The organism is Pseudomonas allokribbensis (assembly GCF_014863605.1).
Lineage (GTDB): Bacteria > Pseudomonadota > Gammaproteobacteria > Pseudomonadales > Pseudomonadaceae > Aquipseudomonas > Aquipseudomonas allokribbensis.
Genome location: NZ_CP062252.1, coordinates 4,825,549 through 4,849,868 on the forward strand (window position 1 = coordinate 4,825,549; position 24,320 = coordinate 4,849,868).

Annotated in this window: 24 protein-coding genes; 2 read left to right on the forward strand and 22 right to left on the reverse strand. The window is 60.4% G+C overall.

Annotated elements, in window-relative coordinates; all coding sequences use genetic code 11:
- Window positions 1–116: 116 nt before the first annotated feature.
- The 15 genes from IF199_RS21990 to IF199_RS22060 all read right to left on the reverse strand — a co-directional run bounded on the left by IF199_RS21990 (window position 117) and on the right by IF199_RS22060 (window position 12,380).
- Window positions 117–1,085, reverse strand: a complete 969-nt coding sequence (locus IF199_RS21990; protein ID WP_096820964.1) for a GTP 3',8-cyclase MoaA — start codon at window positions 1,083–1,085, stop codon at window positions 117–119.
- 138 nt (window positions 1,086–1,223) lie between these two features.
- Complete coding sequence (locus IF199_RS21995; RefSeq protein ID WP_007950805.1) at window positions 1,224–1,862, reverse strand: TetR/AcrR family transcriptional regulator; 639 nt, start codon at window positions 1,860–1,862, stop codon at window positions 1,224–1,226.
- Window positions 1,863–2,203: 341 nt separating this feature from the next.
- Window positions 2,204–2,989, reverse strand: coding sequence for a TatD family hydrolase (locus tag IF199_RS22000; protein WP_085730469.1), 786 nt, complete (start codon window positions 2,987–2,989; stop codon window positions 2,204–2,206).
- Between the two features lie 15 nt (window positions 2,990–3,004).
- Entirely contained in the window at window positions 3,005–3,361 is a 357-nt protein-coding gene (locus IF199_RS22005; RefSeq protein ID WP_085710925.1) for a PilZ domain-containing protein, read from the reverse strand.
- A gap of 42 nt (window positions 3,362–3,403) precedes the next feature.
- The gene (locus tag IF199_RS22010; protein WP_192558700.1) at window positions 3,404–4,387 is read right to left on the reverse strand and encodes a DNA polymerase III subunit delta'; all 984 of its coding nucleotides are present in this window, start codon (window positions 4,385–4,387) and stop codon (window positions 3,404–3,406) included.
- On the reverse strand, window positions 4,380–5,012 hold the full coding sequence (gene tmk, locus IF199_RS22015) for a dTMP kinase (protein ID WP_096820962.1): 633 nt from the start codon (window positions 5,010–5,012) through the stop codon (window positions 4,380–4,382). The genes IF199_RS22010 and tmk overlap by 8 nt, the downstream gene beginning before the upstream one ends.
- 19 nt (window positions 5,013–5,031) lie before the next feature.
- Window positions 5,032–6,213 (reverse strand): endolytic transglycosylase MltG, encoded by a 1,182-nt coding sequence (gene mltG / locus IF199_RS22020; protein ID WP_192558701.1) that lies wholly within the window; start codon window positions 6,211–6,213, stop codon window positions 5,032–5,034.
- 3 nt (window positions 6,214–6,216) lie between these two features.
- The gene (gene pabC / locus IF199_RS22025) at window positions 6,217–7,032 is read right to left on the reverse strand and encodes an aminodeoxychorismate lyase (RefSeq protein WP_096820960.1); all 816 of its coding nucleotides are present in this window, start codon (window positions 7,030–7,032) and stop codon (window positions 6,217–6,219) included.
- Window positions 7,032–8,276: a beta-ketoacyl-ACP synthase II gene (gene fabF / locus IF199_RS22030; RefSeq protein WP_007908259.1), complete on the reverse strand. Its 1,245-nt coding sequence runs from the start codon at window positions 8,274–8,276 to the stop codon at window positions 7,032–7,034. The genes pabC and fabF overlap by 1 nt, the downstream gene beginning before the upstream one ends.
- A gap of 108 nt (window positions 8,277–8,384) precedes the next feature.
- Window positions 8,385–8,621, reverse strand: a complete 237-nt coding sequence (acpP, locus tag IF199_RS22035) for an acyl carrier protein (RefSeq protein WP_003175607.1) — start codon at window positions 8,619–8,621, stop codon at window positions 8,385–8,387.
- Between the two features lie 196 nt (window positions 8,622–8,817).
- Complete coding sequence (gene fabG, locus IF199_RS22040) at window positions 8,818–9,561, reverse strand: 3-oxoacyl-ACP reductase FabG (protein ID WP_007950790.1); 744 nt, start codon at window positions 9,559–9,561, stop codon at window positions 8,818–8,820.
- Window positions 9,562–9,577: 16 nt separating this feature from the next.
- Window positions 9,578–10,516, reverse strand: a complete 939-nt coding sequence (fabD, locus tag IF199_RS22045) for an ACP S-malonyltransferase (RefSeq protein ID WP_096820958.1) — start codon at window positions 10,514–10,516, stop codon at window positions 9,578–9,580.
- Between the two features lie 125 nt (window positions 10,517–10,641).
- On the reverse strand, window positions 10,642–11,652 hold the full coding sequence (plsX, locus tag IF199_RS22050; protein ID WP_192558702.1) for a phosphate acyltransferase PlsX: 1,011 nt from the start codon (window positions 11,650–11,652) through the stop codon (window positions 10,642–10,644).
- Window positions 11,653–11,656: 4 nt separating this feature from the next.
- Entirely contained in the window at window positions 11,657–11,839 is a 183-nt protein-coding gene (gene rpmF, locus IF199_RS22055) for a 50S ribosomal protein L32 (RefSeq protein ID WP_003179396.1), read from the reverse strand.
- A gap of 13 nt (window positions 11,840–11,852) precedes the next feature.
- On the reverse strand, window positions 11,853–12,380 hold the full coding sequence (locus IF199_RS22060) for a YceD family protein (RefSeq protein ID WP_003204262.1): 528 nt from the start codon (window positions 12,378–12,380) through the stop codon (window positions 11,853–11,855).
- Between the two features lie 106 nt (window positions 12,381–12,486).
- On the opposite strand from IF199_RS22060, the gene IF199_RS22065 reads away from it, so the two are divergent.
- Window positions 12,487–13,065 carry a Maf family protein gene (locus IF199_RS22065; protein ID WP_192558703.1) on the forward strand — a complete coding sequence of 193 codons (579 nt, stop codon included), beginning with the start codon at window positions 12,487–12,489 and terminating at the stop codon, window positions 13,063–13,065.
- A 48-nt stretch (window positions 13,066–13,113) separates the two neighbouring features.
- Here IF199_RS22065 and IF199_RS22070 read toward each other — a convergent pair whose 3' ends face one another.
- The 3 genes from IF199_RS22070 to rluC are packed head-to-tail and all read right to left on the reverse strand — an operon-like array spanning window position 13,114 to window position 15,739.
- Complete coding sequence (locus IF199_RS22070) at window positions 13,114–14,103, reverse strand: S49 family peptidase (RefSeq protein WP_192558704.1); 990 nt, start codon at window positions 14,101–14,103, stop codon at window positions 13,114–13,116.
- 24 nt (window positions 14,104–14,127) lie between these two features.
- Window positions 14,128–14,790, reverse strand: coding sequence for an HAD-IA family hydrolase (locus IF199_RS22075; protein ID WP_096820954.1), 663 nt, complete (start codon window positions 14,788–14,790; stop codon window positions 14,128–14,130).
- Complete coding sequence (rluC, locus tag IF199_RS22080; RefSeq protein WP_192558705.1) at window positions 14,777–15,739, reverse strand: 23S rRNA pseudouridine(955/2504/2580) synthase RluC; 963 nt, start codon at window positions 15,737–15,739, stop codon at window positions 14,777–14,779. Before rluC ends, IF199_RS22075 begins: the two co-directional genes overlap by 14 nt.
- A 697-nt stretch (window positions 15,740–16,436) precedes the next feature.
- Here rluC and rne point away from each other — a divergent pair.
- Entirely contained in the window at window positions 16,437–19,679 is a 3,243-nt protein-coding gene (gene rne / locus IF199_RS22085; RefSeq protein ID WP_192558706.1) for a ribonuclease E, read from the forward strand.
- 68 nt (window positions 19,680–19,747) lie between these two features.
- Here rne and IF199_RS22090 read toward each other — a convergent pair whose 3' ends face one another.
- The 4 genes from IF199_RS22090 to IF199_RS22105 are packed head-to-tail and all read right to left on the reverse strand — an operon-like array spanning window position 19,748 to window position 24,106.
- Window positions 19,748–20,344 carry a nucleotidyltransferase family protein gene (locus tag IF199_RS22090; RefSeq protein WP_192558707.1) on the reverse strand — a complete coding sequence of 199 codons (597 nt, stop codon included), beginning with the start codon at window positions 20,342–20,344 and terminating at the stop codon, window positions 19,748–19,750.
- Entirely contained in the window at window positions 20,341–21,318 is a 978-nt protein-coding gene (locus IF199_RS22095; protein ID WP_192558708.1) for an XdhC family protein, read from the reverse strand. Before IF199_RS22095 ends, IF199_RS22090 begins: the two co-directional genes overlap by 4 nt.
- Window positions 21,318–23,639 carry a xanthine dehydrogenase family protein molybdopterin-binding subunit gene (locus tag IF199_RS22100; RefSeq protein ID WP_192558709.1) on the reverse strand — a complete coding sequence of 774 codons (2,322 nt, stop codon included), beginning with the start codon at window positions 23,637–23,639 and terminating at the stop codon, window positions 21,318–21,320. Before IF199_RS22100 ends, IF199_RS22095 begins: the two co-directional genes overlap by 1 nt.
- Window positions 23,636–24,106, reverse strand: coding sequence for a (2Fe-2S)-binding protein (locus IF199_RS22105; RefSeq protein WP_096820949.1), 471 nt, complete (start codon window positions 24,104–24,106; stop codon window positions 23,636–23,638). The genes IF199_RS22100 and IF199_RS22105 overlap by 4 nt, the downstream gene beginning before the upstream one ends.
- Window positions 24,107–24,320 lie beyond the last annotated feature (214 nt).

Below are 24,320 nucleotides of genomic sequence, written 5' to 3' on the forward strand. Positions count from 1 at the left end.
ATCCTCCAGAAGCCGGTGACGGAAAACCGGCGAATGGCCGTAGGATGCAGCTTTTGCGCCAGTCCTTGGAAATGTGCAGGTATCCGGTTTGAAATAAAGCTTTTGTGGCGAGGGGCTTAGCCGCCAATGATCTTCATGACGGTGGCGCCGCCGGAGAATGCGACTTCCTGCTTGTCGCCCAAGGCTTTGACCAGCAATCGTTGCAACGCTGGCAGCGCCTCGTGGCGCGGCTTGTCGAGCAGGTCACCGACGTAGTGACGATTACTCGATGACAGGCAACCATGCAGCCATCCGGTGGATGACAGTCGCAGTCGCGAGCAGGTTCGGCAGAACGGAACGCTTTCGTTGGCGATCACACCAAAGTTGCCGAGACCGGGAATTGCATAGCGAACGGCCGTGGCGTCCACCGGCGCGTCGGTTTGCGCGTACTCGTAATGTTCGCCGATCAGGCTCAGCAACTGTTGCAGGCTGACGAACTGTTGCAGGAAGGCGTTGGAATCAGTGGCCAGGTGGCCCATGCGCATCAGCTCGATGAAGCGCAGTTCAAAGCCACGCTCGAGGCAGTAATCGAGCAGCGGCATCACCTGGTCGAGGTTCTGCCCGCGCAACGGCACCATGTTGACCTTGATCTTCATCCCCGCCGCTGCGGCCTGATCCATGCCGTCGAGCACGGTGGCCAGATCGCCGCCACGGGCAATGCTGCGGAACGCGCCGGCGTCCAGGGTATCGAGGGAAACGTTGATGCGTCGCAGGCCGGCATCGACCAGCAGCGGGAGTTTTTTCGCCAGGAGCTGGCCGTTGGTGGTCAGGCTGATGTCTTCCAGGCCCATCTTGCCGACGGCGCTCATGAAGGATTCGAGCTTGGGACTGACCAGCGGCTCGCCGCCAGTGATGCGCAGGCGCTCGATGCCGGCGGCTTCGATCAGATAGGCAACGCCGCGTGCCATGGCCTCGGCCGACAGTTCATCCTGCGCAGCCACCAGCCGCTTGCCGTTGGGCACGCAGTAGGTACAGGCGTAATTGCAGGCGGAGGTCAGACTGATCCGCAAATTGCGAAAACGCCTGCCTTGACGGTCAACGATCATGAAGCACTCCGGCGATGGAAAATCGAGCGGCTAAAACTTGACTCACAATTCAAGTTTTAGCAAGCCCTATGCCTGAGTATATTCCTGCGGTACTGCGCCATGTAGCGAAAAACACGGCGCATAAGGCGACTGAATGATTCAGCTGCTTGGCGTTTCAGGGTCGCGCTTGCGCTTGTTGCCCATGCGCACGCCGATGTCCATCAGGAACTGGAAGAAACCTTCCTGATCTTCCAGCACGTTGCTCCAGAACGGCGAGTGATACAGCGCCACAGCGCCGTGCACCAGCGCCCAGGATGCGCAGTAGTGGAAGTACGGCGGCACGTCTTCGAGCTTGCCTTCGCTGATGCGGCCCTTGATGAGCAGGGTCAGACGTTCGAAGTTCGAGGCACGGATCTTGTGCAGCTCCTCGACCATCTCCGGGACCTGATTGCCCTTGACCACCTTCTCTTCCAGGCGATCGAACAGGCGATAGCGCTGCGGGTCGCGCATGCGGAATTCAAAGTAGGCACGGGACAGGGCTTCCTTGTCCTTGTCGACATCGGCCGAATGCAACAGCTCGTTCAAGTCGCGCTCGTAATCGAGCATCAGGCGCAGATAGATTTCCGCCTTGGACTTGAAGTGCTTGTAGATCGTGCCTTTGCCGATACCCACGGCATCAGCAATCATCTCGACGGTGACACTGTCTTCACCTTGTTCGAGGAACAGCTTGAGCGCGGTATCGAGAATTTCTTGCTCGCGGCGACGAAACTCACGGACCTTACGAGGTTCTTTGTGCATAAGAAAAGGTCTGTAGGGGTCAAAATTCGAAGCCGCGTATTATGCCTAACTTGCGCAAAAATGCACGGATCATCCGACCATATCTGTGTTTCTTGTTCATTTCACGAACGTTTCGGGGGGAATGAGAACATAACCGAAGCGAACGTATTCCAAATTTGTTTAAAAACCCCGACCGGCCAACTGGACTGAACGCCAGACTGATCAATACTTGAACTGTCGGGCGACATCTCCCCCAAGTGTCGCGCCGGTAAAGGTACCAAAGGACCGCGTGCCTTTGTTTTACTCCTAATGGTCTTAACCCGGATTCACCCCCCAGAACCCGGGTTTTTTTTGCCTGCGATTCAGGCTTTTACGTGCGCCAGCGGAAACAGTCGCTTGAAGTTCTCAGTGGTCTGCTCGGCAAAGCGCTCGTAGTTCTCGCCCCGCAGCATCGCCAGAAACTCTGCCACTTCCCGCACGTATTGCGGCAGATTCGGCTTGCCGCGATAAGGGATCGGCGCCAGGTACGGCGAATCGGTTTCCACCAGCAGGCGATCCGCCGGAACCTTGCTCGCCACATCGCGCAGCGCATCGGCATTGCGGAACGTGACGATGCCCGACAGGGAGATGTAATAACCCATGTCCAGCGCGGCCTTGGCCATGTCCCAGTCTTCGGTGAAGCAATGCAGCACACCGGCCTGGGGTAGCGCGGCTTCGCGCAACAACTCAAGCGTGTCGGCGCGGGCGCCACGGGTGTGGATGATCACCGGTTTGCCGGTCTGCTGTGCGGCTTGCAGGTGCAGACGGAAAGACTCCTGCTGCAATTCGGCGGCTTCCGGCTCGTAGTGGTAGTCCAGACCGGTTTCGCCGATCGCCACCACTTTCGGGTGATTCAGTTCATGCAGCAGCCAGTCCAGCGCCGGCGCCGCGCCCGGCTGCACATCCAGCGGATGCACGCCGACCGAACAATCGACGTCGTCGTAACGCTCGGCCAGGGCTTTGACGTCGGCGGCGTTATCGGCGCTGACGCCAATGCACAGGAAATGCCCGACGCCGCGCTGGCGGGCCGCATCCAGCGCGGCATCCAGGGAACCGTCGTGAACGGCGAGGTCGAGGCGATCAAGGTGACAATGGGAATCTACGAGCATAAAAAGGACTGCAACTTACATCGTATGAGTGGGACGGTCGGATTTCAGGGCTCCGGCCAGATGAGTTTCGATGCGACTGCGCGCGGTGTTGTCGCCATCGTTGAATTGCACGCCGACGCCGGCAGCGCGGTTGCCCTGGGCGCCTTTGGGGGTGATCCAGGCGACTTTGCCGGCCACCGGTATCTTTTCCGCCTCATCCATCAGGTGCAGCAGCATGAACACCTCGTCGCCCAACTTGTAGCTCTTGTTGGTCGGGATGAACAAGCCACCGTTCCTGATGAACGGCATGTAAGCGGCGTAAAGGACAGACTTGTCCTTGATGGTCAGGGACAAGATGCCGTTGCGCGGCCCCGGGCTGACGGGTTCATTCATGTTGACCTCCACTGCTGATGTTCAGAGTCTAGGTACACATTCTTATCTTTGGCCAGGCAGACTCGCCCATTGCACCAACAACGCTTCCAGCAGCAACGCGGCATTGAGGTTGGCCTTGCTCAGGACTTTCTGGCGCTGGGCGAGAATCCAGTCCTGGATATCGAGGACTTTACGCTGGGCGCTTTTCTGCGCCAGGTACTGCACGACCTTGCGCATGTCGGTCAGGCCGAGGCCCGCTTCATCCTGGGTCAATTGATAGCGCAGGATCAGGCTCGACCAGTCGCAGAACCAGTCGAACAGGCGCAGCATCGGAATGTTTTTCCACTCCTCGGCCAGTTGCGTCGGCGATTGCTGCTGTTTGAGCAGCTTCTTCACGCCTTCCACAACCTGCGCACGCTGCTCACGTACGCCCTGCCCCTGCAACGTGACAGCGGCCAATGGTGAGCCAGCCGCCAGAGTCAGAAGCTCGACCCGTTCCTCTTCGGAGCATTCCGGCAATGCCTGAGCCAGCCATTGCAGGCTCATGGCCTCGCTCGGCAGCGGACAGGCCTGTTGCACGCAGCGGCTCTTGATGGTCGGCAATAGACGGCTCGGCTGGTGACTGACCAGCAACAACACGGTATTGCCCGACGGCTCTTCGAGACTCTTGAGCAAAGCGTTGGCGGCGTTGACGTTCATCGACTCCACCGGCTCGATCAGCACCACCTTGCGACCGCCCAGTTGCGCGGTCTGCACCACGAAACTGACCAGATCACGCACCTGGTCGACCTTGATCGCCTTGTCCGCTTCTTCCGGTTCGAGGATGTAATTGTCCGGGTGGCTGCCGGCCTTGAGCAGCAGGCAGGATTTGCACTCGCCGCAGGCTTCAGGCGTCGGACGCTGGCACAGCAGACTGGCCATCAGCCGCTCGGCCAACGCGCGCTTGCCGATCCCGGCGGGACCGTGCAGCAGATACGCGTGGGCGTGCTGAGGGCGACCGGCCAGTTGCTGCCAGAGACTGTCCTGCCACGGATAGGCCTCAGCCACGGCACAGCTCCAGCAAGTTCGGAATCAGGGTATCCAGCGATTGTTGAACCTTGGCCAACGGCTGACCGGCGTCGATCCGCACGTAACGCGCCGGATCGGCCTCGGCACGCTTGAGGAAAGCACTGCGCACCGCCTCGAAAAACGCCCGGCCTTCCAGCTCGAAGCGATCCAGACGCCCCCGGGCGCTGGCGCGGGCCAGGCCGATTTCCACCGGCAGATCGAAAATCAGCGTCAGGTCGGGACGCAGGTCGCCCTGCACGAAAGTCTCCAGCGCAGCGATACGCTCCAGCGACAGACCGCGACCGCCACCCTGATAGGCGTAAGTCGAATCGGTGAACCGGTCGCACAAGACGACGGCACCACGGGCCAGCGCCGGGCGAATGACTTCAGCCAGATGCTGGGCACGGGCGGCGAACACCAGCAGCAGCTCGGTGTCCGGGTTCATCACTTCGTCGACCGGGGCCAGCAACACCTCACGAATACGCTCGGCCAGCGGCGTACCGCCGGGCTCGCGGGTCAGCACCACTTCGATACCGGCGGCGCGCAGGCGCTCGGCGAGGTATTCGCGGTTGGTGCTCTTGCCGGCGCCTTCCGGGCCTTCCAGGGTAATAAACAAGCCAGTCACAGGCAGTCCTTAATCAAAGTCATTGCGCGGTTTGCGGTGCGGCCGCTTCGGTTTCCGGAGTCGGCGCGGGCTCCTGGGCAGGAACCTGCGGCAACGATTCTGGCGCAGTGTCGGGTGATGCGGCAGGAACGGTTTCGCTATTTGCTGGATTGGCTTCCGGTGCCGACGCTGGCGCAGGGCTCGAACGGTAATCCGAGCGTCGTTTGAGCTGGAACTCACGCACCGCACTGTTGTGCGCATCGAGGTCGTCAGAGAACACATGGCTGCCATCGCCACGAGCTACAAAGTAGAGGCTGGTGCCTTCCACCGGGTTCAACGCGGCGTGAATCGCCTCGCGGCCAACCATCGCAATCGGCGTCGGCGGCAGCCCCGGAATCATATAAGTGTTGTACGGCGTGGCTTCCTTGAGATGCGCACGAGTCAGCTTGCCGTTGTAGCGATCACCCAGGCCGTAGATCACCGTCGGATCAGTCTGCAACTGCATGCCCAGCGCCATGCGACGTACGAACACGCCGGCAATCTGGCCACGCTCCTGCGGAACGCCGGTTTCCTTCTCCACCAGTGACGCCATGATCAGCGCCTGGTAAGGCTCGGTGTAGGGCGCATCGGTGGAGCGGCTTTCCCATTCCTTGGCCAGCACTTCGTCGAGGCGGTCGAAGGCCTTTTTCAGCAACTCGGTATCGGAGACCCCGCGCACGAAACGGTAGGTGTCGGGGAAGAACCGACCTTCGGGAAACAAGCCCTTGTGGCCGATTTTGGCCATCACATCGCTGTCGCTCAGACCGGTCAGGGTCTGCTCGATCTTTTCGTCTTTCGACAAAGCGGCGCGCACCTGATGGAAGTTCCAGCCTTCGACGAGGGTCAGGCTGTACTGAACCACTTCGCCACGCTTCCACAGATCGATCAGACCCTTGACGGTCATGCCCGGCTGCATGCGGTACTCGCCCGTGTGAATCGGGGTGCCCGTCAGATTGAAACGCCAATAAATGCGTAGCCAGAAAGCGTCCTTGATCACGCCATCGGCTTCAAGTCCGAGAAGGGTGCGGGTCGGCGTGGAACCCTTGGGCACATCCAGCAGTTCTTCCTGCGTGATATTCAAAGGCTGTTCCAGTGCCGAATGAATCTTCCAGGCGCTGGCGCCCAGCAGCAGCCCTGCCAGAACCAGTCCGGTTTCCAGCAGCAGCAAAAGTTTACGTCTCACGAATCAGGCATCCAGTAGCGTGCGGGCAATGGTTTGCAGTTTACGGGTGAGCGGCCCAACCGGCCAGCTCAGTGCAGCGTACGCGCGTACCGGCCAGACGCCATACACGCTGTTGCAGACAAAGACTTCATCAGCCCATTGCAGCTGATCAAGGCTGATATCGGTGATTTGTGTGGAGATACCCGCTGACGCTGCCTGAAACAATAGTTCGGCGCGCATTACACCGGCCACCCCGCAGCGTTTCAGATCCGCCGTGACCAGCACGCCATCGCGCACCAGAAACAGGTTGCTGAACACACCTTCGATCACACGGCCCGCCTGGTCGAGCATCAAGCCTTCGGCGTGCTCGCTGTCTTGCCATTCGGCGCGAGCGAGGACTTGTTCCAGACGATTGAGATGTTTGAGACCTGCCAGCAAGGGCTGGACAGATAAACGCGTCGTACACGGAAACAGGCGAACGCCTTGCTCGCCATGGACGGCAGGATAAGCAACGGGAGGATTGCCTTGCAGAATGCGTCGGCCCGGCGCCGAAGGGTCCGGCGCATAACCGCGCAAACCGTCGCCACGGGTGAGGATGAGCTTGAGCACACCCTCGCCCATGGCCGCTGCATAGGCTTGCAGCTCGCTACGGATCAGCTCGATGTCGGCCGCGATGGCCAGGCGTGAGCAGCCTTCGGCCAGTCGCGCCACGTGACGCTCCAGCAGCAAAGGTTGGCCGTTACGCACGGCGATGGTCTCGAACAGACCGTCGCCGTAAGCCAGGCCGCGATCTTTCAGCGACAGAGTGTCAGCCGGTTGACCGTCGACCCAGCAGTCCATCAGCCGGCGAACCGACGGAACGCCAACGTGCCGTTGGTGCCGCCAAACCCGAACGAGTTGGACAGCACGACATCGATGTCCATGTTGCGCGCAGTGTGCGGCACAAAGTCGAGATCGCAGCCTTCATCCGGCTCATCGAGGTTGATGGTCGGCGGCGCCACCTGGCTGTTGATCGCCAGCACGCTGAAGATCGCCTCGACCGCGCCCGCTGCACCCAACAGGTGACCGGTCATGGACTTGGTGGAGCTGACCGCCAGTTTGTAGGCGTGATCACCGAACACCGACTTGATCGCATTGGCTTCGGCGAGGTCGCCGGCCGGCGTCGAAGTACCGTGAGCGTTGATGTATTGCACTTGATCGACGTTGATCTTCGCGTCACGCAGCGCATTGGTGATGCAACGCGCAGCACCGGCACCGTCGGCAGGTGGCGATGTCATGTGGAACGCATCGCCACTGGTGCCGAAACCGATCAGCTCGGCGTAGATGGTCGCGCCACGGGCCTTGGCGTGTTCGAGTTCTTCGAGCACCAGGGCGCCGGCACCGTCGGACAGGACGAAGCCGTCACGGCCCTTGTCCCACGGACGGCTGGCACGGGTCGGTTCGTCGTTGCGGGTCGACAGTGCGCGGGAGGCGCCAAAGCCGCCCATGCCCAGACCGCACGCGGCCATCTCGGCACCGCCGGCAATCATCACGTCGGCTTCGTCGTACATGATGTTGCGGGCTGCCATGCCGATGCAGTGCGTACCGGTGGTACACGCTGTGGCGATGGCGTAGTTAGGCCCCTGTGCACCCAGGTGGATGGACAGGAAACCGGAAATCATATTGATGATCGAGCCAGGCACAAAGAACGGAGAAATCCGGCGCGGGCCGGTTTCGTGCAGGGTGCGACTGGTTTCTTCGATGTTGGTCAGACCGCCGATACCCGAACCCATGGCCACGCCAATGCGTTCACGGTTGGCATCGGTGACTTCCAGGCCAGCATTGCGTACGGCTTGAAAGCCGGCCGCCAGACCGTACTGAATGAACAGGTCGAGCTTGCGCGCTTCCTTGACCGACAGGTATTCCTCGACATTGAAGCCCTTTACCGAGCCGCCAAAGCGGGTGGAATAGGCAGAAAGGTCGGTGTGTTCGATCAGACCAATGCCACTGCGGCCAGCCAGAATGCCCTGCCAACTGCTCGGCACATCCGTGCCCAGTGGCGACAACATACCCATACCGGTGACTACGACGCGTCTACGCGACACAGCACTCTCCTTTTTCAAATGACGACTTTGCATCAGGCCTAAAGAAAAAACCGCACGCCATGATGGCAGTGCGGTTTTTCCATGACAGCAAGCAACGATTACAAACTATTACGCCTGGTGGCTAGTAACGTAGTCGATTGCAGCTTGTACAGTAGTGATCTTCTCAGCTTCTTCGTCAGGGATTTCGGTCTCGAATTCCTCTTCCAGAGCCATCACCAGCTCAACGGTGTCAAGGGAGTCGGCACCCAGGTCTTCTACGAAGGAAGCGGTGTTTACCACTTCTTCTTCTTTAACACCCAGTTGCTCGGCAACGATTTTCTTGACGCGCTCTTCGATGGTGCTCATACCTTGTTTTCACTCCTAATGGACAAATTCAGGCAGCTGGCCAGTGGGTAAGTGTATAGAAAGACTTTTCAGCTTTTCAACTGAAAGCTTCACTCCTCAAACCCTGCGGCCCTCTGCCTATAAATAGATTGCAGCTTTATAACGGATTTTAGACAGCTCGTATGACATTTTTTTGAAGCAATCCGTCACATTTGAATTACATGTACATCCCGCCGTTAACCGGGATTGTAGCCCCGGTCACGTATGCCGCACCGTCGGATGCAAGAAAAGCGACCACGGACGCGATCTCTTGAGCTTGTCCCAGACGGCCCAGCGGAATCTGCGTCTGCAAGGCTTCACGCTGTGCTTCAGGCAGCTCGCGGGTCATATCGGTGTCGATGAACCCTGGGGTCACCGAGTTGACCGTAATCGAACGCGAACCGACTTCACGCGCCATGGCACGGCTGAAACCTTCCAGACCGGCCTTGGCGGCTGCATAGTTTACTTGGCCTGCGTTGCCCATGGCACCCACCACCGAGCCAATACTGATAATTCGACCCCAACGCGCCTTGGTCATGCCGCGCAGAACGCCCTTGGACAGGCGATACAGACTGTTCAGGTTGGTATCGATCACGTCGTACCACTCGTCGTCTTTCATGCGCATCATCAGGTTATCGCGGGTGATGCCAGCATTGTTGACCAGGATCGCGACCGGAGCACCGAACTGCTCCTGGATGCTTGCAAGCACCTTGGTGACCGATTCGTCGCTGGTGACGTTCAGTTCGAAACCTGCGCCCTGAATGCCGTTTTCCTTCAGGGTCGCAGCAATGCGCTCGGCGCCGGAAGCGGAAGTCGCGGTGCCAACAACGATGGCGCCCTGACGACCCAGTTCCAGTGCGATAGCCTGGCCGATACCACGGCTTGCGCCGGTGACCAGTGCAACTTTACCTTGCAGACTCATGCAAGTTTCTCCTGATTCAGACAATCGCTGCACGAGCGGCAGCGAAAGCGTCTGGGGTATTGAGGTTGGAAGTCGAAACGCCTTCGGCGCAACGTTTGTTCAGACCGGCAAGCACTTTGCCAGGGCCGCACTCGACCAGATTGGTCGCGCCTTTCGCTGCCAGAGTCTGTACGGACTCGACCCAGCGAACCGGCTTGTAGAGTTGTTCCAGCAGATCACGCTTGAGGGTTTCCAGATCCGCCGGCACCTGAGCGCTGACGTTCTGCACCACAGGGATCTGCGGCGCCTGCCAGTCGATGGCAGCGATGGATTCGGCAAAGCGCTCGGCAGCCGGACGCATCAGTTCGCAGTGCGACGGCACGCTGACCGGCAGCGGCATGGCACGCTTGGCGCCACGAGCCTTGCAGCCTTCGATGGCGCGCTCAACTGCGGCCTTGGCACCGGCGATCACCACCTGGCCCGGGGAGTTGAAGTTCACCGCGCTGACCACGTCGCCTTGCGCCGCTTCGGCACAGGCTGCCAGCACGTCGGCGTCTTCCAGACCGAGGATGGCAGCCATGCCGCCCTGCCCGGCCGGAACGGCTTCCTGCATCAGCTGGCCACGGCGCTCGACGAGCTTCACCGCGTCCGCCAGGCTCAGGCTGCCCGCAGCGACCAGCGCGCTGTACTCACCCAGGCTGTGACCGGCAACGAACGCCGGGCGCGCACCACCTTCCGCCAGCCACAGACGCCACAGGGCGATCGAAGCGGTCAGAATGGCCGGTTGGGTTTTGTCGGTTTGATTGAGCAGCTCTTCCGGACCCTGCTGGGTCAGCGCCCACAGGTCGTAGCCCAGAGCATCGGATGCTTCTTTGAAAGTTTCGAGGATCAGCGGATGTTGCGCGCCCAGCTCGGCCAGCATGCCGAGGGACTGCGAACCCTGTCCTGGAAAGACGAATGCGAGGGAAGCAGACATGTAACAAGCCCCTAATGATCTTGTCGTCGGAAAAATGGCATCCCGCTAGAGGGACGCAAGAAACTGACAGTTGGATGGCCCTTTGAACCGGGCGGTCACATTTAAGCATTGTCCGACGAAAACGCCTAAGACAACAAATCCTCCAGACGGCCGTGCAGGCGCTCGGGAAGGTTCTCCTGAATCTCGATCAATGCCCGCTGAATGGCGCTCTGAAACCCCTGAACCCCGGCCGAACCGTGACTTTTCACCACGATCCCCTGCAAGCCCAGAAAGCTTGCACCGTTGTGTCTCGCAGGCGCCAGATCAGCCTGCAGACGCTTCATCAGGGGCAGCGCCAGAGCGCCGACAGCGCGGGAGGCAAGGTTTTTCTTGAACAAGGCCTCGATGCGCGCCGCGATCATCGTCGCCAGACCTTCGCTGGACTTGAGCAGGATGTTGCCGACAAAACCGTCGCAAACCACCACATCCGCCTCGCCGCGATACAAGCCGTCGCCTTCAATGAAACCGATGTAGTTAATGCCCCGGGCCGCCTGCAACAGCGTCGCAGCCAGCTTGACCTGCTGATTGCCCTTGATGTCCTCGGTGCCAATGTTCAGCAACGCGACACGCGGGCGGGCAATGCCCAGCGTTTGTGCGGCCACAGACCCCATCACAGCGAACTGCAACAGATGCTCGGCACTGCAATCGACGTTGGCGCCCAGATCGAGCAACTGGCAATAGCCCTTCTGCGTAGGGATCGCCGCGACCATGGCCGGACGATCAATCCCCGGCAGGGTCTTGAGCACAAATCGCGACAGCGCCATCAGCGCACCGGTATTGCCGGCACTGACACAGGCCTGAACCTTGCCATCACGCAGCAATTCGAGGGCGACACGCATCGACGAGTCCGGCTTGCCACGCAGAGCCTGGGCAGGTTTTTCGTCCATGGTGATGACTTCGGACGCCGGAACAATCGTCAGGCGCGCGCGATCGGCAGCCGATTGGCCGATGATCAATTCTTCAAGAAGGGAGGGTTGACCGACGAGGGTCAGGTGCAGCGAGGGCGTAGCAGAAAGGCAAGCAAGGCTGGCCTGAACAATGCTGCGGGGACCGAAGTCCCCGCCCATTGCGTCAATCGCGATGACTTGAGCGGACAAGTGATTACTCGTCAGCGCCCTTGTCGATCACTTTACGACCACGGTATACGCCTTCTGGCGATACGTGGTGACGCAGGTGAACTTCACCAGTGGTTTTTTCTACAGACAGGGTGCTAGCCTCGAGAGCGTCGTGCGAACGGCGCATGTCACGGGCAGAGCGGGATTTTTTGTTCTGCTGAACAGCCATAATTGATTAACTCCTAAACGTTTGGGTCACGCTTTAACTGCGCCAATACACTGAACGGGTTGGACCGCGTTACCTCGTCCTCGCTCGGTTCGGGCTCATCTGCTCCCGCCGGCTGCTGGCATTCTTCCGGATGATGAGCAGGCACAATGGGCAAGGCGAGCAGAAGCTCCTCCTCGATCAGTGACTGCAGATCCAATGGATCTTCGCCCAGTTCCAGCACGTCATAACCTTTCGGTAACGACTGGGTATTCGCACCCTCCTTCACTACAGCGTAACTGCATTCGCTGTGGATCGGCAGGGTGACCAGCTCAAGACAACGCTGGCAAACCATTTTGACTTCGGTGTCGATAAAGCTGTGGATCACCACAGATTTACGTTCATCTCGTTCAAAAACGAATTTAGCCTGCACCGTACCGACATCGTCGGAAAGCGGGTCGCAGAGTCTCTTCAAATCGGCCAGCAGCAGTTCACCTTGAAGGGTGGTGCCACGGTCAGCCAATTTGCGCGGGTCAACGTGAGGTGGAATCGGGTCATTCAACATAGGCGCAGCATTATAGGGATGCACCCGCCCATGTCAAAGGAAATTGCGCCCTGTCCGTCACTTACGCGGCTCCGCTAGAATCTGCCACCTGCCTCTGGAGATGCGAATGCTGCCTTTATTACTCGCTTCAAGCTCGACCTATCGTCGGGAATTGCTCAGCCGCCTGCGCTTGCCGTTCGTCTGCAGCTCACCGAATATCGACGAAAGCCATCGCCCGGACGAGTCGGCAATCGAGCTGGTCAAACGCCTCGCCGAACAGAAAGCCCGGGCACTGGCCGACAGCCACCCTGCTCATCTGATCATCGGCTCCGATCAGGCTGCCGTACTCGGCGAGCGAATCATCGGCAAGCCGCACACCTTTGAAAACGCCCGTGAACAACTGATGGCCGCCAGCGGCGCCAGCGTGACCTTCCTCACCGGCCTGGCCCTGCTCAACAGCCAGACAGGCCACTGCCAGGTCGACTGCGTGCCCTTCACCGTGCACATGCGTGTATTGGACCAAGCCCGCATCGAGCGCTACCTGCACGCCGAGCAGCCCTACGACTGTGCCGGCAGCTTCAAGGCCGAAGGACTGGGCGTGAGCCTGTTCCAGTCCACCGAAGGCCCCGACGCCACCAGCCTGATCGGCCTGCCGCTGATTCGCCTGATCGACATGCTGCTGGCGGAAGGCGTACACATTCCCTGACCCATAAAAAACCGGCCACAAAGGCCGGTTTTTTTATTCATCAAGCGATCAACGCAACGATGGCCCGTGGAAACCCATCCACATTGCCAACTGCTCGGCCACACTGGCGCCCAGCTTTTTCGAGAAGCGATCGAACGGCGATTCCTGAACGGTGAAATCCACCAGCTCCTTTTCGCCAATCACGTCACGCGCCACCGAACTGGCATTGCCCAGACCATCGATCAACCCCAGCGGCAACGCCTGCTCGCCAGACCAGACCAGCCCGGAGAACAGCTCCGGATGCTCCTTGTCCTTCAGGCGATCGCCACGCCCCTGCTTCACGCTATTGATGAACTGCTTGTGCGTGGTATCCAGCACACTTTGCCAGAACGCCGTCTCTTCCGGCTTCTGCGGCTGGAACGGGTCGAGGAACGACTTGTGCTCGCCAGAGGTGTAGGTGCGACGCTCGACGCCCAGTTTCTCCATGGTGCCAACAAAGCCGTAACCGGCCGCTGTCACACCGATAGAGCCCACCAGGCTCGCCTTGTCGGCGTAGATCTGATCTGCGGCGCTGGCGATGTAATAGGCCCCGGAGGCACCGAGATCGGAAATAACCGCATACAACTTGGTATCCGGATGCAGACCACGCAGGCGCTTGATCTCGTCATACACGTAACCCGACTGCACCGGACTGCCGCCAGGGCTGTTGATGCGCAGGATCACGCCCTTGACCTTCTTGTCCTCGAACGCCGCTCGCAGACTGCCGACGAGATTATCGGCACTGGCCGGCTCTTTATCGGCAATCATGCCGGTGACGTCGATCAGCGCGGTGTAGTTCGGGCCACGAGTGGCGCTTTTTTCCATGTCCATCAACGGCGTGAACAGGATCAGCGCAACAAATAGATAAACAAACGTCAGCAGCTTGAAGAAGATCCCCCAACGCCTGGAACGACGCTGCTCTTGCACACCGGCCAGCAGAGTCTTTTCCAGCAGCTTCCAGCTTTTCGCATCACCGTCGTCGGCAGTTGCCTTGGCCGGTGCTTTCCATTCGTCGGTCATGCCATCCACCCCAGCAAAAACGTATTAAGCCTGCTGCGCGAGCCAGGCATGCAATTCACAAAATCGGTCAATCGACAGACGCGGCTCGAACTGCTGCAGCGATTCGATCGATTGCGCGCCATAACTGACCGCCACCGAATCCATCCCCGCATTGCGCGCCATCAACAGATCGAAGGACGAATCGCCGACCATCAGCGCCTGCTCCGCACGCACACCGCAATGCGCAAGGATCTGCTCCAGCATCAGCGGATGCGGCTTGCTCGCCGTTTCATCGGCCGCGCGGGTGATATCGAAATAATCTTCCCAGCCATTGGCCTTGAGCACCCGATCCAGCCCGCGACGATTCTTGCCGGTCGCGACTGCCAGGTGATAGCCCTGCTCGCGAAAGGACGCCATCGACTCGACTACGCCCTCGAACAACGGCGAAGGCACGGCCTCCGCGGCGATGTAGTGATCCGCGTAATACTCGCGAAACAAGGTCATTTCGGCATCGCTGATGTCCGGATACAAGGTGCGGATCGCCTCGGGCAAGCCCAGACCGATGATGCCTTTGACGGCAAAATCATCACGCAACTCGAAACCTGAACGCCCGGACGCCGAGTGCATTGCCTCGACAATCCGATGAATGGAATCGGCCAGCGTGCCGTCCCAATCAAAAATCAGCAGCTTGTAATCAGATGGGCGCACTCAATCGCTCCACAGTCTTGGCCCACATTTCATCGACCGGTGCCTGCAACTTGAGTTCACCGCCATCGGGCAGCGGCACGGTCAGCATGTAGGCGTGCAGGAACAGGCGCTTGCCGCCCAGATCACGGATTTCCTTGCTGAAACTGTCATCGCCGTATTTGGTGTCACCGGCAATGCAGTGCCCGGCGTGCAATGTGTGGACGCGGATCTGGTGCGTACGACCGGTGATCGGCTTGGCTTCGATCAGAGTGGCAAAATCGCCAAAGCGACGCAGGACCTTGAACACGGTCACAGACTCCTTGCCCTCCTCCTCGTCGACCTCGACCATGCGCTCACCGGAGCGCAGATTGCTCTTGCCGAGCGCCGCACGAACTTGCTTGATCGAAGTCGCCCAGTTGCCGCGAACCAGCGCCATGTAGCGCTTGTCGACACCGTCACCGCGCAACGCGGCATGTAAATGACGCAACATGCTGCGTTTCTTGGCGATCATCAGCAGGCCAGAGGTATCACGATCGAGACGGTGAACCAGCTCGAGCTCCTTGGCATCGGGGCGCAACTGACGAAAGGCTTCGATAACGCCGTAATTCAAGCCGCTGCCACCGTGAACCGCAATGCCGGCGGGCTTGTTGATCACGATCAGGGCTTTGTCTTCGTAGACAATCGAGGCTTCCAGGCGCTGCAACAGACCTTGTGCCAAAGGCACCGGTTCGTCACGCTCAGGCACGCGAACCGGCGGCACGCGCACGATATCACCGGCCTGCAGCTTGTATTCGGGCTTGATCCGACCTTTGTTAACACGCACTTCGCCTTTGCGCAAAATGCGGTAAATCAAGGTCTTGGGCACGCCTTTGAGCCGGGCGAGGAGGAAATTGTCGATTCGTTGGCCGGCATATTCCGGCGAGACCTCAAGCAATTGAACGCCTGGAGTCGAATGGGCAGTAGTCGTCATGGCGCGGATGATAACAATTTTTATGGAATTGAAGCACTTAATCATTGCTGCTATAGTCGCGAACGCCGCCAAAAGCGGCCTGGACAGCGGAACCACGGTCAAAAACCGGCCCTGACCAACGCAATTCACCAGGACGCGAGGCCGTCCTACGGGGCTTTCGCTACGTAACGGTGGAGTTTGCAGCTGTAACAAGCGCAGGTGACATGAGGCCTGAATCACGCCGCAAAGCAGAGTTTTGACTCGCCACGCGAGCCATATTCACGGCCAGTTCACAAAGTGCAGTCAGCCGCGGATGACCCCGAGCGAAAGCGCCGGAAACACCGCCTGAATTAGCCATGATGCGTGACCTCCCCTTTCGGAGCTCACGGTAAATGCCAACCCGCTGCGGATTCTGCGCGCGGCAGCACCCGAATTATCAGGGATACGTGTAGGGTGGAGATGCACAACCGCTGGACTGTGTAGCAACAGGCTTTATCAAGACGCTTCATCTCGTCCACAGCCGCGGTTGATTCCTCCTCCTGACTGAGTGCTTAAGTAGCCACAGCAAGCAGGACGCGTACGTCGCGATAACGGCCCAATTGGCCGGACATCGCTGGACACGGGAATGGCCAACCACTCCCGACGCACCTGACACCGACCGTGAGAAGTCGTGTGTGCCGAACGCCGTTTCCGGCAGCCCGGAAACCGACGGTACTACATGAAAAGAATGCTGATTAACGCAACTCAACCCGAAGAGTTGCGTGTTGCACTGGTAGATGGCCAGCGCCTCTACGACCTGGACATCGAATCCGGTGCACGCGAGCAGAAAAAGGCCAACATCTATAAAGGCCGTATCACTCGCATCGAACCAAGCCTTGAGGCTGCCTTTGTCGATTTCGGCTCCGAGCGCCACGGCTTTCTGCCCCTCAAAGAAATCTCCCGCGAATACTTCAAGAAAGCCCCCGAAGGCCGCGTCAACATCAAAGACGTCCTGAGCGAAGGCCAGGAAGTCATCGTTCAGGTCGAAAAAGAAGAACGTGGCAACAAGGGCGCAGCCCTGACCACCTTCATCAGCCTGGCCGGTCGTTACCTCGTTCTGATGCCGAACAACCCGCGTGCCGGCGGCATCTCCCGTCGCATCGAAGGCGAAGAGCGCAACGAACTGCGTGAAGCGCTGAACGGCCTGGTTGCTCCAGCCGACATGGGTCTGATCGTGCGCACTGCCGGCCTTGGCCGCAGCAGCGAAGAAATGCAGTGGGACCTCGATTACCTGCTGCAACTCTGGACCGCTATCAAGGAAGCGTCGCTGGATCGTTCCGCGCCGTTCCTGATCTACCAGGAAAGCAACGTCATCATCCGCGCCATCCGCGATTACCTGCGCCAGGACATCGGCGAAGTGCTGATCGACAGCGTTGAAGCCCAGGACGAAGCCCTGACCTTCATCCGCCAGGTGATGCCGCAGTACGCCAGCAAGATCAAGCTGTACGAAGACAGCGTTCCGCTGTTCAACCGTTTCCAGATCGAAAGCCAGATCGAAACCGCTTTCCAGCGCGTCGTCGAACTGCCTTCCGGCGGCTCCATCGTCATCGATCCGACCGAAGCCCTGGTGTCCATCGACATCAACTCGGCGCGCGCCACCAAAGGCAGCGACATCGAAGAAACCGCCCTGCAGACCAACCTTGAAGCGGCTGAAGAAATCGCCCGTCAATTGCGCCTGCGTGACATCGGCGGCCTGATCGTCATCGACTTCATCGACATGACCCCTGCCAAGAACCAGCGCGCCGTGGAAGAGAAAGTCCGCGAATGCCTGGAAGCCGACCGCGCCCGTGTGCAGATCGGCCGCATCTCGCGCTTCGGCCTGCTGGAAATGTCCCGTCAGCGCCTGCGTCCTTCGCTCGGCGAAAGCAGCGGCATCGTCTGCCCGCGCTGCAGCGGCACCGGCATCATCCGTGACGTCGAATCGCTGTCCCTGGCGATCCTGCGCCTGATCGAAGAAGAAGCCCTGAAAGACCGCACCGCCGAAGTTCGCGCTCAAGTGCCGATCCCGGTGGCCGCGTTCCTGCTCAACGAAAAACGCAACTCGATCACCAAGATCGAACTGCGCACCCGCGCTCGCATCGTCATCCTGCCGAACGATCACCTCGAAACCCCGCATTTCGAAGTTCAGCGTCTACGTGACGACAGCCCGGAAGCCGCGACCAACCAGTCCAGCTACGAAATCGCTGCCGCTGCCGCCGACGTCGAAGACGTTCAGCCAGCCGCCGCGACCCGCACCCTGGTTCGCCAGGAAGCTGCGGTCAAGACCGCTCCGGCCCGCGCCAACGCTCCGGTTCCGACCGAAGTCGCCGCTCCGGCTCCAGCCCCTGCTCCGGTTGCCGCACCAGAGCCAAGCCTGTTCAAAGGCCTGGTGAAATCGCTGGTCAGCCTGTTCGCTACCAAAGAAGAGCCAGTTGCTCCGGTCGTGGTTGAAAAACCTGCCGCCGAGCGTCCGGCCCGCAATGAAGAACGTCGCAACGGTCGTCAGCAGAGCCGCAACCGTAACGGTCGCCGCGATGAAGAACGCAAGCCGCGCGAAGAACGTGCCCCACGTGAAGAGCGCGCACCGCGCGAGCCGCGTGAGGAGCGTCAGCCTCGTGAAGCCCGCGAAGTCCGCGAGCCACGCGAGTCCCGTGACGAAGCACCGGTAGCCCGCGAAGAACGCGCACCACGCGCCCCTCGTGAAGAACGTGCACCACGTGCTCCGCGCGAAGATCGCAAGCCGCGTGGCGAGCGCGAAGAGCGCGTACGTGAACTGCGTGAACCTCTGGATGCCGCACCAGCCGCAGCTGCTGCCGCTGTTGCTGTAGCCGCCACTGAAGAGCGTCCAGCTCGTCAGCCGCGTGAAGAGCGTGCACCACGTCCACCGCGTGAAGAGCGTCAACCGCGTGCCGAACAAGCCGCTGCTGCCGTAGCTGAAGAAGAAATCACCACCAACGAAGAGCAACTGCCGGAAGACGGTTCGGAGAACGCCGAAGGCGATCGTCCACGTCGCCGCTCCCGTGGTCAGCGTCGTCGCAGCAACCGTCGCGAGCGTCAGCGTGATGCCAACGGTAACGTGATCGAAGGTTCGGAAGAATCCGAAACCGGCGAAAACGCCGAAGCACCAAGCACTGCCGACCTGGCTGCCGGCCTGGCTGTGACTGCCGCTGTTGCCAGCACCGTGATCAGCGCTCCGGCCGAAGCTCAGGCCCACGAGCAAGCTGAACGCGCCACCGCTGCAACGCTGGAAACCGCTCCAGTAGAAGCGCCGGTTGTTGAAGCAACCACGCCAGTAGAAGTGGCTGCTGCTCCAGAAGTCGAAGTGGCTCCGGTTCGCGAAACTCAGCCTCAGGTTGAAGTCGCTGCCGAACCTGCCGTGGCCTTCGAAGCACCGGTCGTTGTTGAAGCATCGGTTGTCGAAACCGTCGCTGAAACCGTGACCGAAACCGTGCGTGAAGTTCGCGAAGAACAGACCGCTTTCAACTGGGTGGCCGAGCCGGCTGTCGCTGAAACTCCAGCGCCAGTGGTTGAAGCGCCTGTTGTTGAAGAAGCCAAGGCTGCCGAGCCAGTGGTTGTTGCTGAACCGGCACCGGTCGTTGAAGCTCCGGTCGTAGAAGCGCCAGTTGTAGCCGAAGCACCAGCCCCTGTGGTTGAAGCGGCTCCGGTCAGCGCCCTGACGCCAAGTGGCCGCGCGCCGAACGACCCACGTGAAGTGCGTCGCCGCAAGCGCGAAGAAGAGCGTCTGCAGAAGGAAGCCGAACTGGCTGCCGCTGCCGCCGCTGCTACTCCAGCTGCCGAAGTGGTCGAGGCAGCCCCTGCCCCGGTCGCTGAAGAAGTTGCCGTTGAAGCCGTGATTGCCGAAGCACCACGTTCCGTTCAGGACGCGGTCGAGCATCACGAACAGGCCCAGGAAAAAGAACACGAGCCTAAACCTCTCGTCTGATTCCGACCGCCAATGAAAAGCCCCGCCTGGTCATCCAGGCGGGGCTTTTTTATGCCTTGCGGTTTAGATCAGGCCGGCGGAAAAACCAACGCCTGGGGCACATCGATATCCCACAGGACGCCAGGATCATCCACGACTACCTCAACCACCCGCCCTTGCTTGAACAAAGGCCTGGCCCCACGATCACCGGACAACGCCATCAACCCGGACCCAAATGTTCGACCAAATCCAACCGGATGCCCGTATTCACCGTTGAGCAGCGGCACACTGACCGCATCGTCGGCAATCGCCGCCACCACCCGTTCAATGCTCGACGGCAGGATGAACGGCATATCGCCCAGCACAATCAGCCAGCCATCCAGATCCGGGCAAGCCGCGACACCCGCCGCAATGCTGTCACCCATCCCCGTGGACTCGATCGAGACAACATCACACCCATAAGCCTGCGCCATGCGCATCGCCTGCGGCCGTGCCTCGGTCGTCACCAGCACTCGCTTGTCGAGACTCGTCGGCAGGTTCACCAGCGTCTGCTCGATCACCGAACGCACAGCCCCGTCGCGCCCCGTGCAATCGGCCAGAAGCTTGTCTTTGTCGGCACCCGCCACCTCGCGGAAACGGCTGCCCTCGCCTGCCGCCAGCACAATCACTCCGATGGATCGACTCATGCGTGCTCTGCCCTCTTCTGCGTCAACTCGACACCATTCTTGATCGCGACGATTTCCGCCAGCAACGACAACGCGATTTCCGCCGGGGAATGACTGCCGATCGGCAGACCGATCGGCCCGTGCAATCTTGCAATGGACGCTGGCGACAAGCCTAGCTCAGCCAGATATTCCCGGCGCTTGAGGCTGTTGACGCGCGAGCCCAGGGCACCAACGTAAAACGCCTTGGAATCCAGCGCCGTCAGCAGCGCCATGTCGTCCAGGCGCGGATCGTGGGTCAGGGCAACGATGGCAGTGCGTTCGTCGGTCTGAATGTTCAGCACCGCCTCATCCGGCATGCCCGGGACAAAGCGGCCATGCTGCTCTTCCCAGTCATAAACGAATTCGGTGCGGGGATCACAGATCAGCACTTCGAAATCCAGCAGCCGCGCCATTTCTGCCACATAACGCGACAACTGTCCGGCACCGATCAGCAGCAGGCGCCAACGCGGGCCGTAGATGGCGCGTAAAGTTTTACCGTCGAAAACCAATGCATCCGCTTTGCTCGCCGGCGAAAGAATCACTTCACCGCTTTCAAGATTCAGCTCGCGGGCAACGATTTCGTGAGCCTCACAACGAGCCAACAACTCGGCGACCCATGCAGGATCGCCGACTCGCTCTTCGGTCAGGCGCAAGGTGCCGCCACAAGGCAGGCCGAACCGCGCCGCCTCCTCCCGCGTCACGCCATAGGTGATCAACTGCACCGGCGGCCCGTCGGCGGGAATCCGCCCGTCATGCAACCGGGCAATCAGATCGTCCTCGACACAACCGCCAGACACAGAACCGATGACCACGCCATCCTCGCGCAACGCCAGCATCGCGCCGGGCGCCCGGGGCGCGGTACCCCAGGTCTGCACCACCGAAAACAACACCACCCGCTGCCCGGCGCGGCGCCATTCCAGGACGCTGCGCAGGACATTGAGATCGGCGCTGTCCATCACGCTTGCGCCTTTTGCCAGCCCTGCAACTGGTAACGCACCGGCAGGCTGCGGATGCGCTGGCCGGTCGCGGCGAAGATCGCATTGCACAACGCCGGCGCAATCGGCGGCACGCCCGGCTCACCGACACCGCCCAGCGGCACTTCGCCCGGCGGCGTCACCAGATGCACCGCGACTTCCTTCGGTGCCAGCGACATGCGCGCCACTTCATACATATGGAAGTTGTCTTGCTGCACCTTGCCGTCCTTGAAGCTGATTTCACCCCACACGGCATTGCCCAGGCCCATCACACAGGCGCCTTCGAACTGCGAACGGATCCGCTCGGGGTTGATCTGCGGCCCGCAATCCACCGCGATATCAGCCTTGTGTACGATCAGCGTGCCGTCGTCCTTGACCTCGACTTCGATCACCGCTGCCACATAAGTGACGAAGCTGTAATGCACGGCTAATCCGAGACCACGGCCCTTGGGCAATTTCCGCCCCCAACCGGCGGCCTTGGCCGCGGTTTCCAGCACGGTGCGCATACGCCCGGTGTCGATCGGATAACGCTCGGGAGATTCGCCGTAGTTCCATTCTTCACTGAGCGTGCGCGGGTCGATCTGCCGATCCGGGCCGAGTAATTTGATCTGGTACTTGAGCGGATCTTCCTTGGCCTTGTGCGCCAGTTCGTCGACGAAGCTCTGGATCGCGAAGCCATGGGGAATGTTCGACACCGAGCGATACCAACCCACACGCGTATGAACCGTGGCTTCAGGGTTTTCCAGACGTACGTTGGGAATCGCATAAGCCATGTTGGTGAAACCCATGCCCAGCTCGAACGCGGCTTCGTGATTCATGCCCGGTGCGAACAGCGCCGTGATGCTCGGCGCCACCGTGCGGTGCAGCCAGGCGGACGGCAAGCCATCCTTGCCCACGCCGGCCTTGAGGTATTCGGCGGACACAGTGTGGAAATACGAGTTGTGGATGTCGTCTTCCCGGGTCCACTGGACCCGCACTGCCTTGCCGGGGAACTCCTTGGCGAGGATCGCGGCTTCGACAACGAAGTCCGGTTTGGACTTGCGGCCAAAACCACCGCCGAGCAGTGTCACGTTGAAGGTCACGTTATCGAACGGCAGGCCGAGGCGTTCGGCGATTCGCTCACGGGTGACCTGCGGTGCCTGACTCGGCGCCCAGGCCTCGCACACGCCTTCTTTATAGCGAGCGATGGCCACCATCGGCTCCATCGGCGCCTGTGCCAGATGTGGCAAGTAGTAAGAAGCTTCCAGGGTGCTGGCAGCGCTGCCGATGGCCTTTTCGATGTCGCCGGTGTTGCGCACTACCTTGCCCGGCTTCAGCGAAGCGGCTTCGATCTCTTTGCGATAGGCAACCGAGTCGTAACTGGCGTTCGGGCCGTCGTCCCATTCGATCTTCAGCGCCTCGCGGCCCTTGAGCGCCGCCCAGGTGTTGCTGGCCACGACGGCCACGCCGCCCAATGGCTGGAACTCCGAAGGCAGCGGCCGGGGCTCGATCTGAATGACTTTCAGCACACCCGGTACTTTCAGCGCGGCGCTGTCATCCACCGACTTGACCTTGCCGCCGTACACCGCAGGTCGAGCAATCACGGCGTACAGCATGCCGTCGAAATGCACATCGGCTCCGTACACGGCGCGACCGTTGACGATGTCATCGCCATCGATGGCCTTGGTGCCTTCCTTGCCGATGTAGCGGAATTCCGACGGCTGCTTGAGCCGCAGGCTATCACGCCCCGGAACCGGCAACGCACTGGCCGCTGCAGCCAGCTCGCCATAACCCAGCTCGCGCCCGGACGGTGTGTGAATGACTTTGTGCAGTTGCGCGCGGCACTCGCCGACCGGCACCTTCCACTGCGCGGCCGCAGCCTGCTCAAGCATGGTCCGGGCAGCGGCGCCGCAACGACGCATCGGTTCGTACCAATGGCGCATGCTGCGCGAGCCGTCGGTATCCTGGTTGCCGAAACGCACTTCATCGCCCGGCGCCTGTTGCACTTTGACGTGAGCCCAATCGGCCTCAAGTTCATCGGCGACCACCATGGTCAGGCTCGTACGCACGCCCTGGCCCATCTCCGAGCGGTTGCAGACCACGGTCACCGTGCCGTCGGCGGCAATGCTGACATAGACCTTCGGATCGTCGATCCAGCCGTTGGGCATGCCATCGGCACCGAATTTCTTCGGTTTGTCTTCGGCCAGCGCATCCTGCCAGCCCCAACTCGCGGCCAGCACCAGCGCACCGGTAGCGCCCACACCCTTGAGGAAGCCCCGACGACTCAGGTTGCTCAGGGCGAAATCGTTCGGTAAGCGGCTCATGCCTTGGCCTCCTTCAAGTGAGTGGAGGCCTGGCGGATGGCGGTCTTGATTCGGTTATAGGTGCCGCAGCGGCAGATATTGCCGACCATCGCCTCTTCGATCTGCTCGTCGCTCGGGTTCGGGTTGGTCTTGAGCAACGCGGTGGCAGACATGATCTGCCCACCCTGACAGAAACCGCACTGGGCCACGGCGGTGTCCAGCCAGGCCTGCTGGACGATCTGGCCAATCGGATCGGCGTGCAGGTTGTCGATGGTGGTCACATTCTGCCCGGCCACCGAGCCGATCGGCGTGATGCAACTGCGCGCCGGCGAGCCGTCGATATGAATGGTGCAGGCGCCACACAGGCCCATGCCGCAGCCGAACTTGGTGCCGTTGTAACCGGCGACGTCACGGATCGCCCACAACAGGGGCATGTCCTCGGTGACATCGAGTGGATGATCTTGACCATTGAGTTTCAGGGTAATCATGGGCACGCCCGCATATTCGTGGAGGTTATGGGGTCGAGCAATCTGCCGCCGGAAAATCAGCGGTGGGTTCACGCAGATCGACTCAGGCTAATGAGGCTCTCTTGTGCCGACAGGAACGTCTGCACCGGGCCTTTGGTGGAGCAAAGGGTTGTATCGTTAGCTCGCTAAGTTAACCCGGGATTAACAAAAAAGCCCTGCACTTTTTAAATAGTGC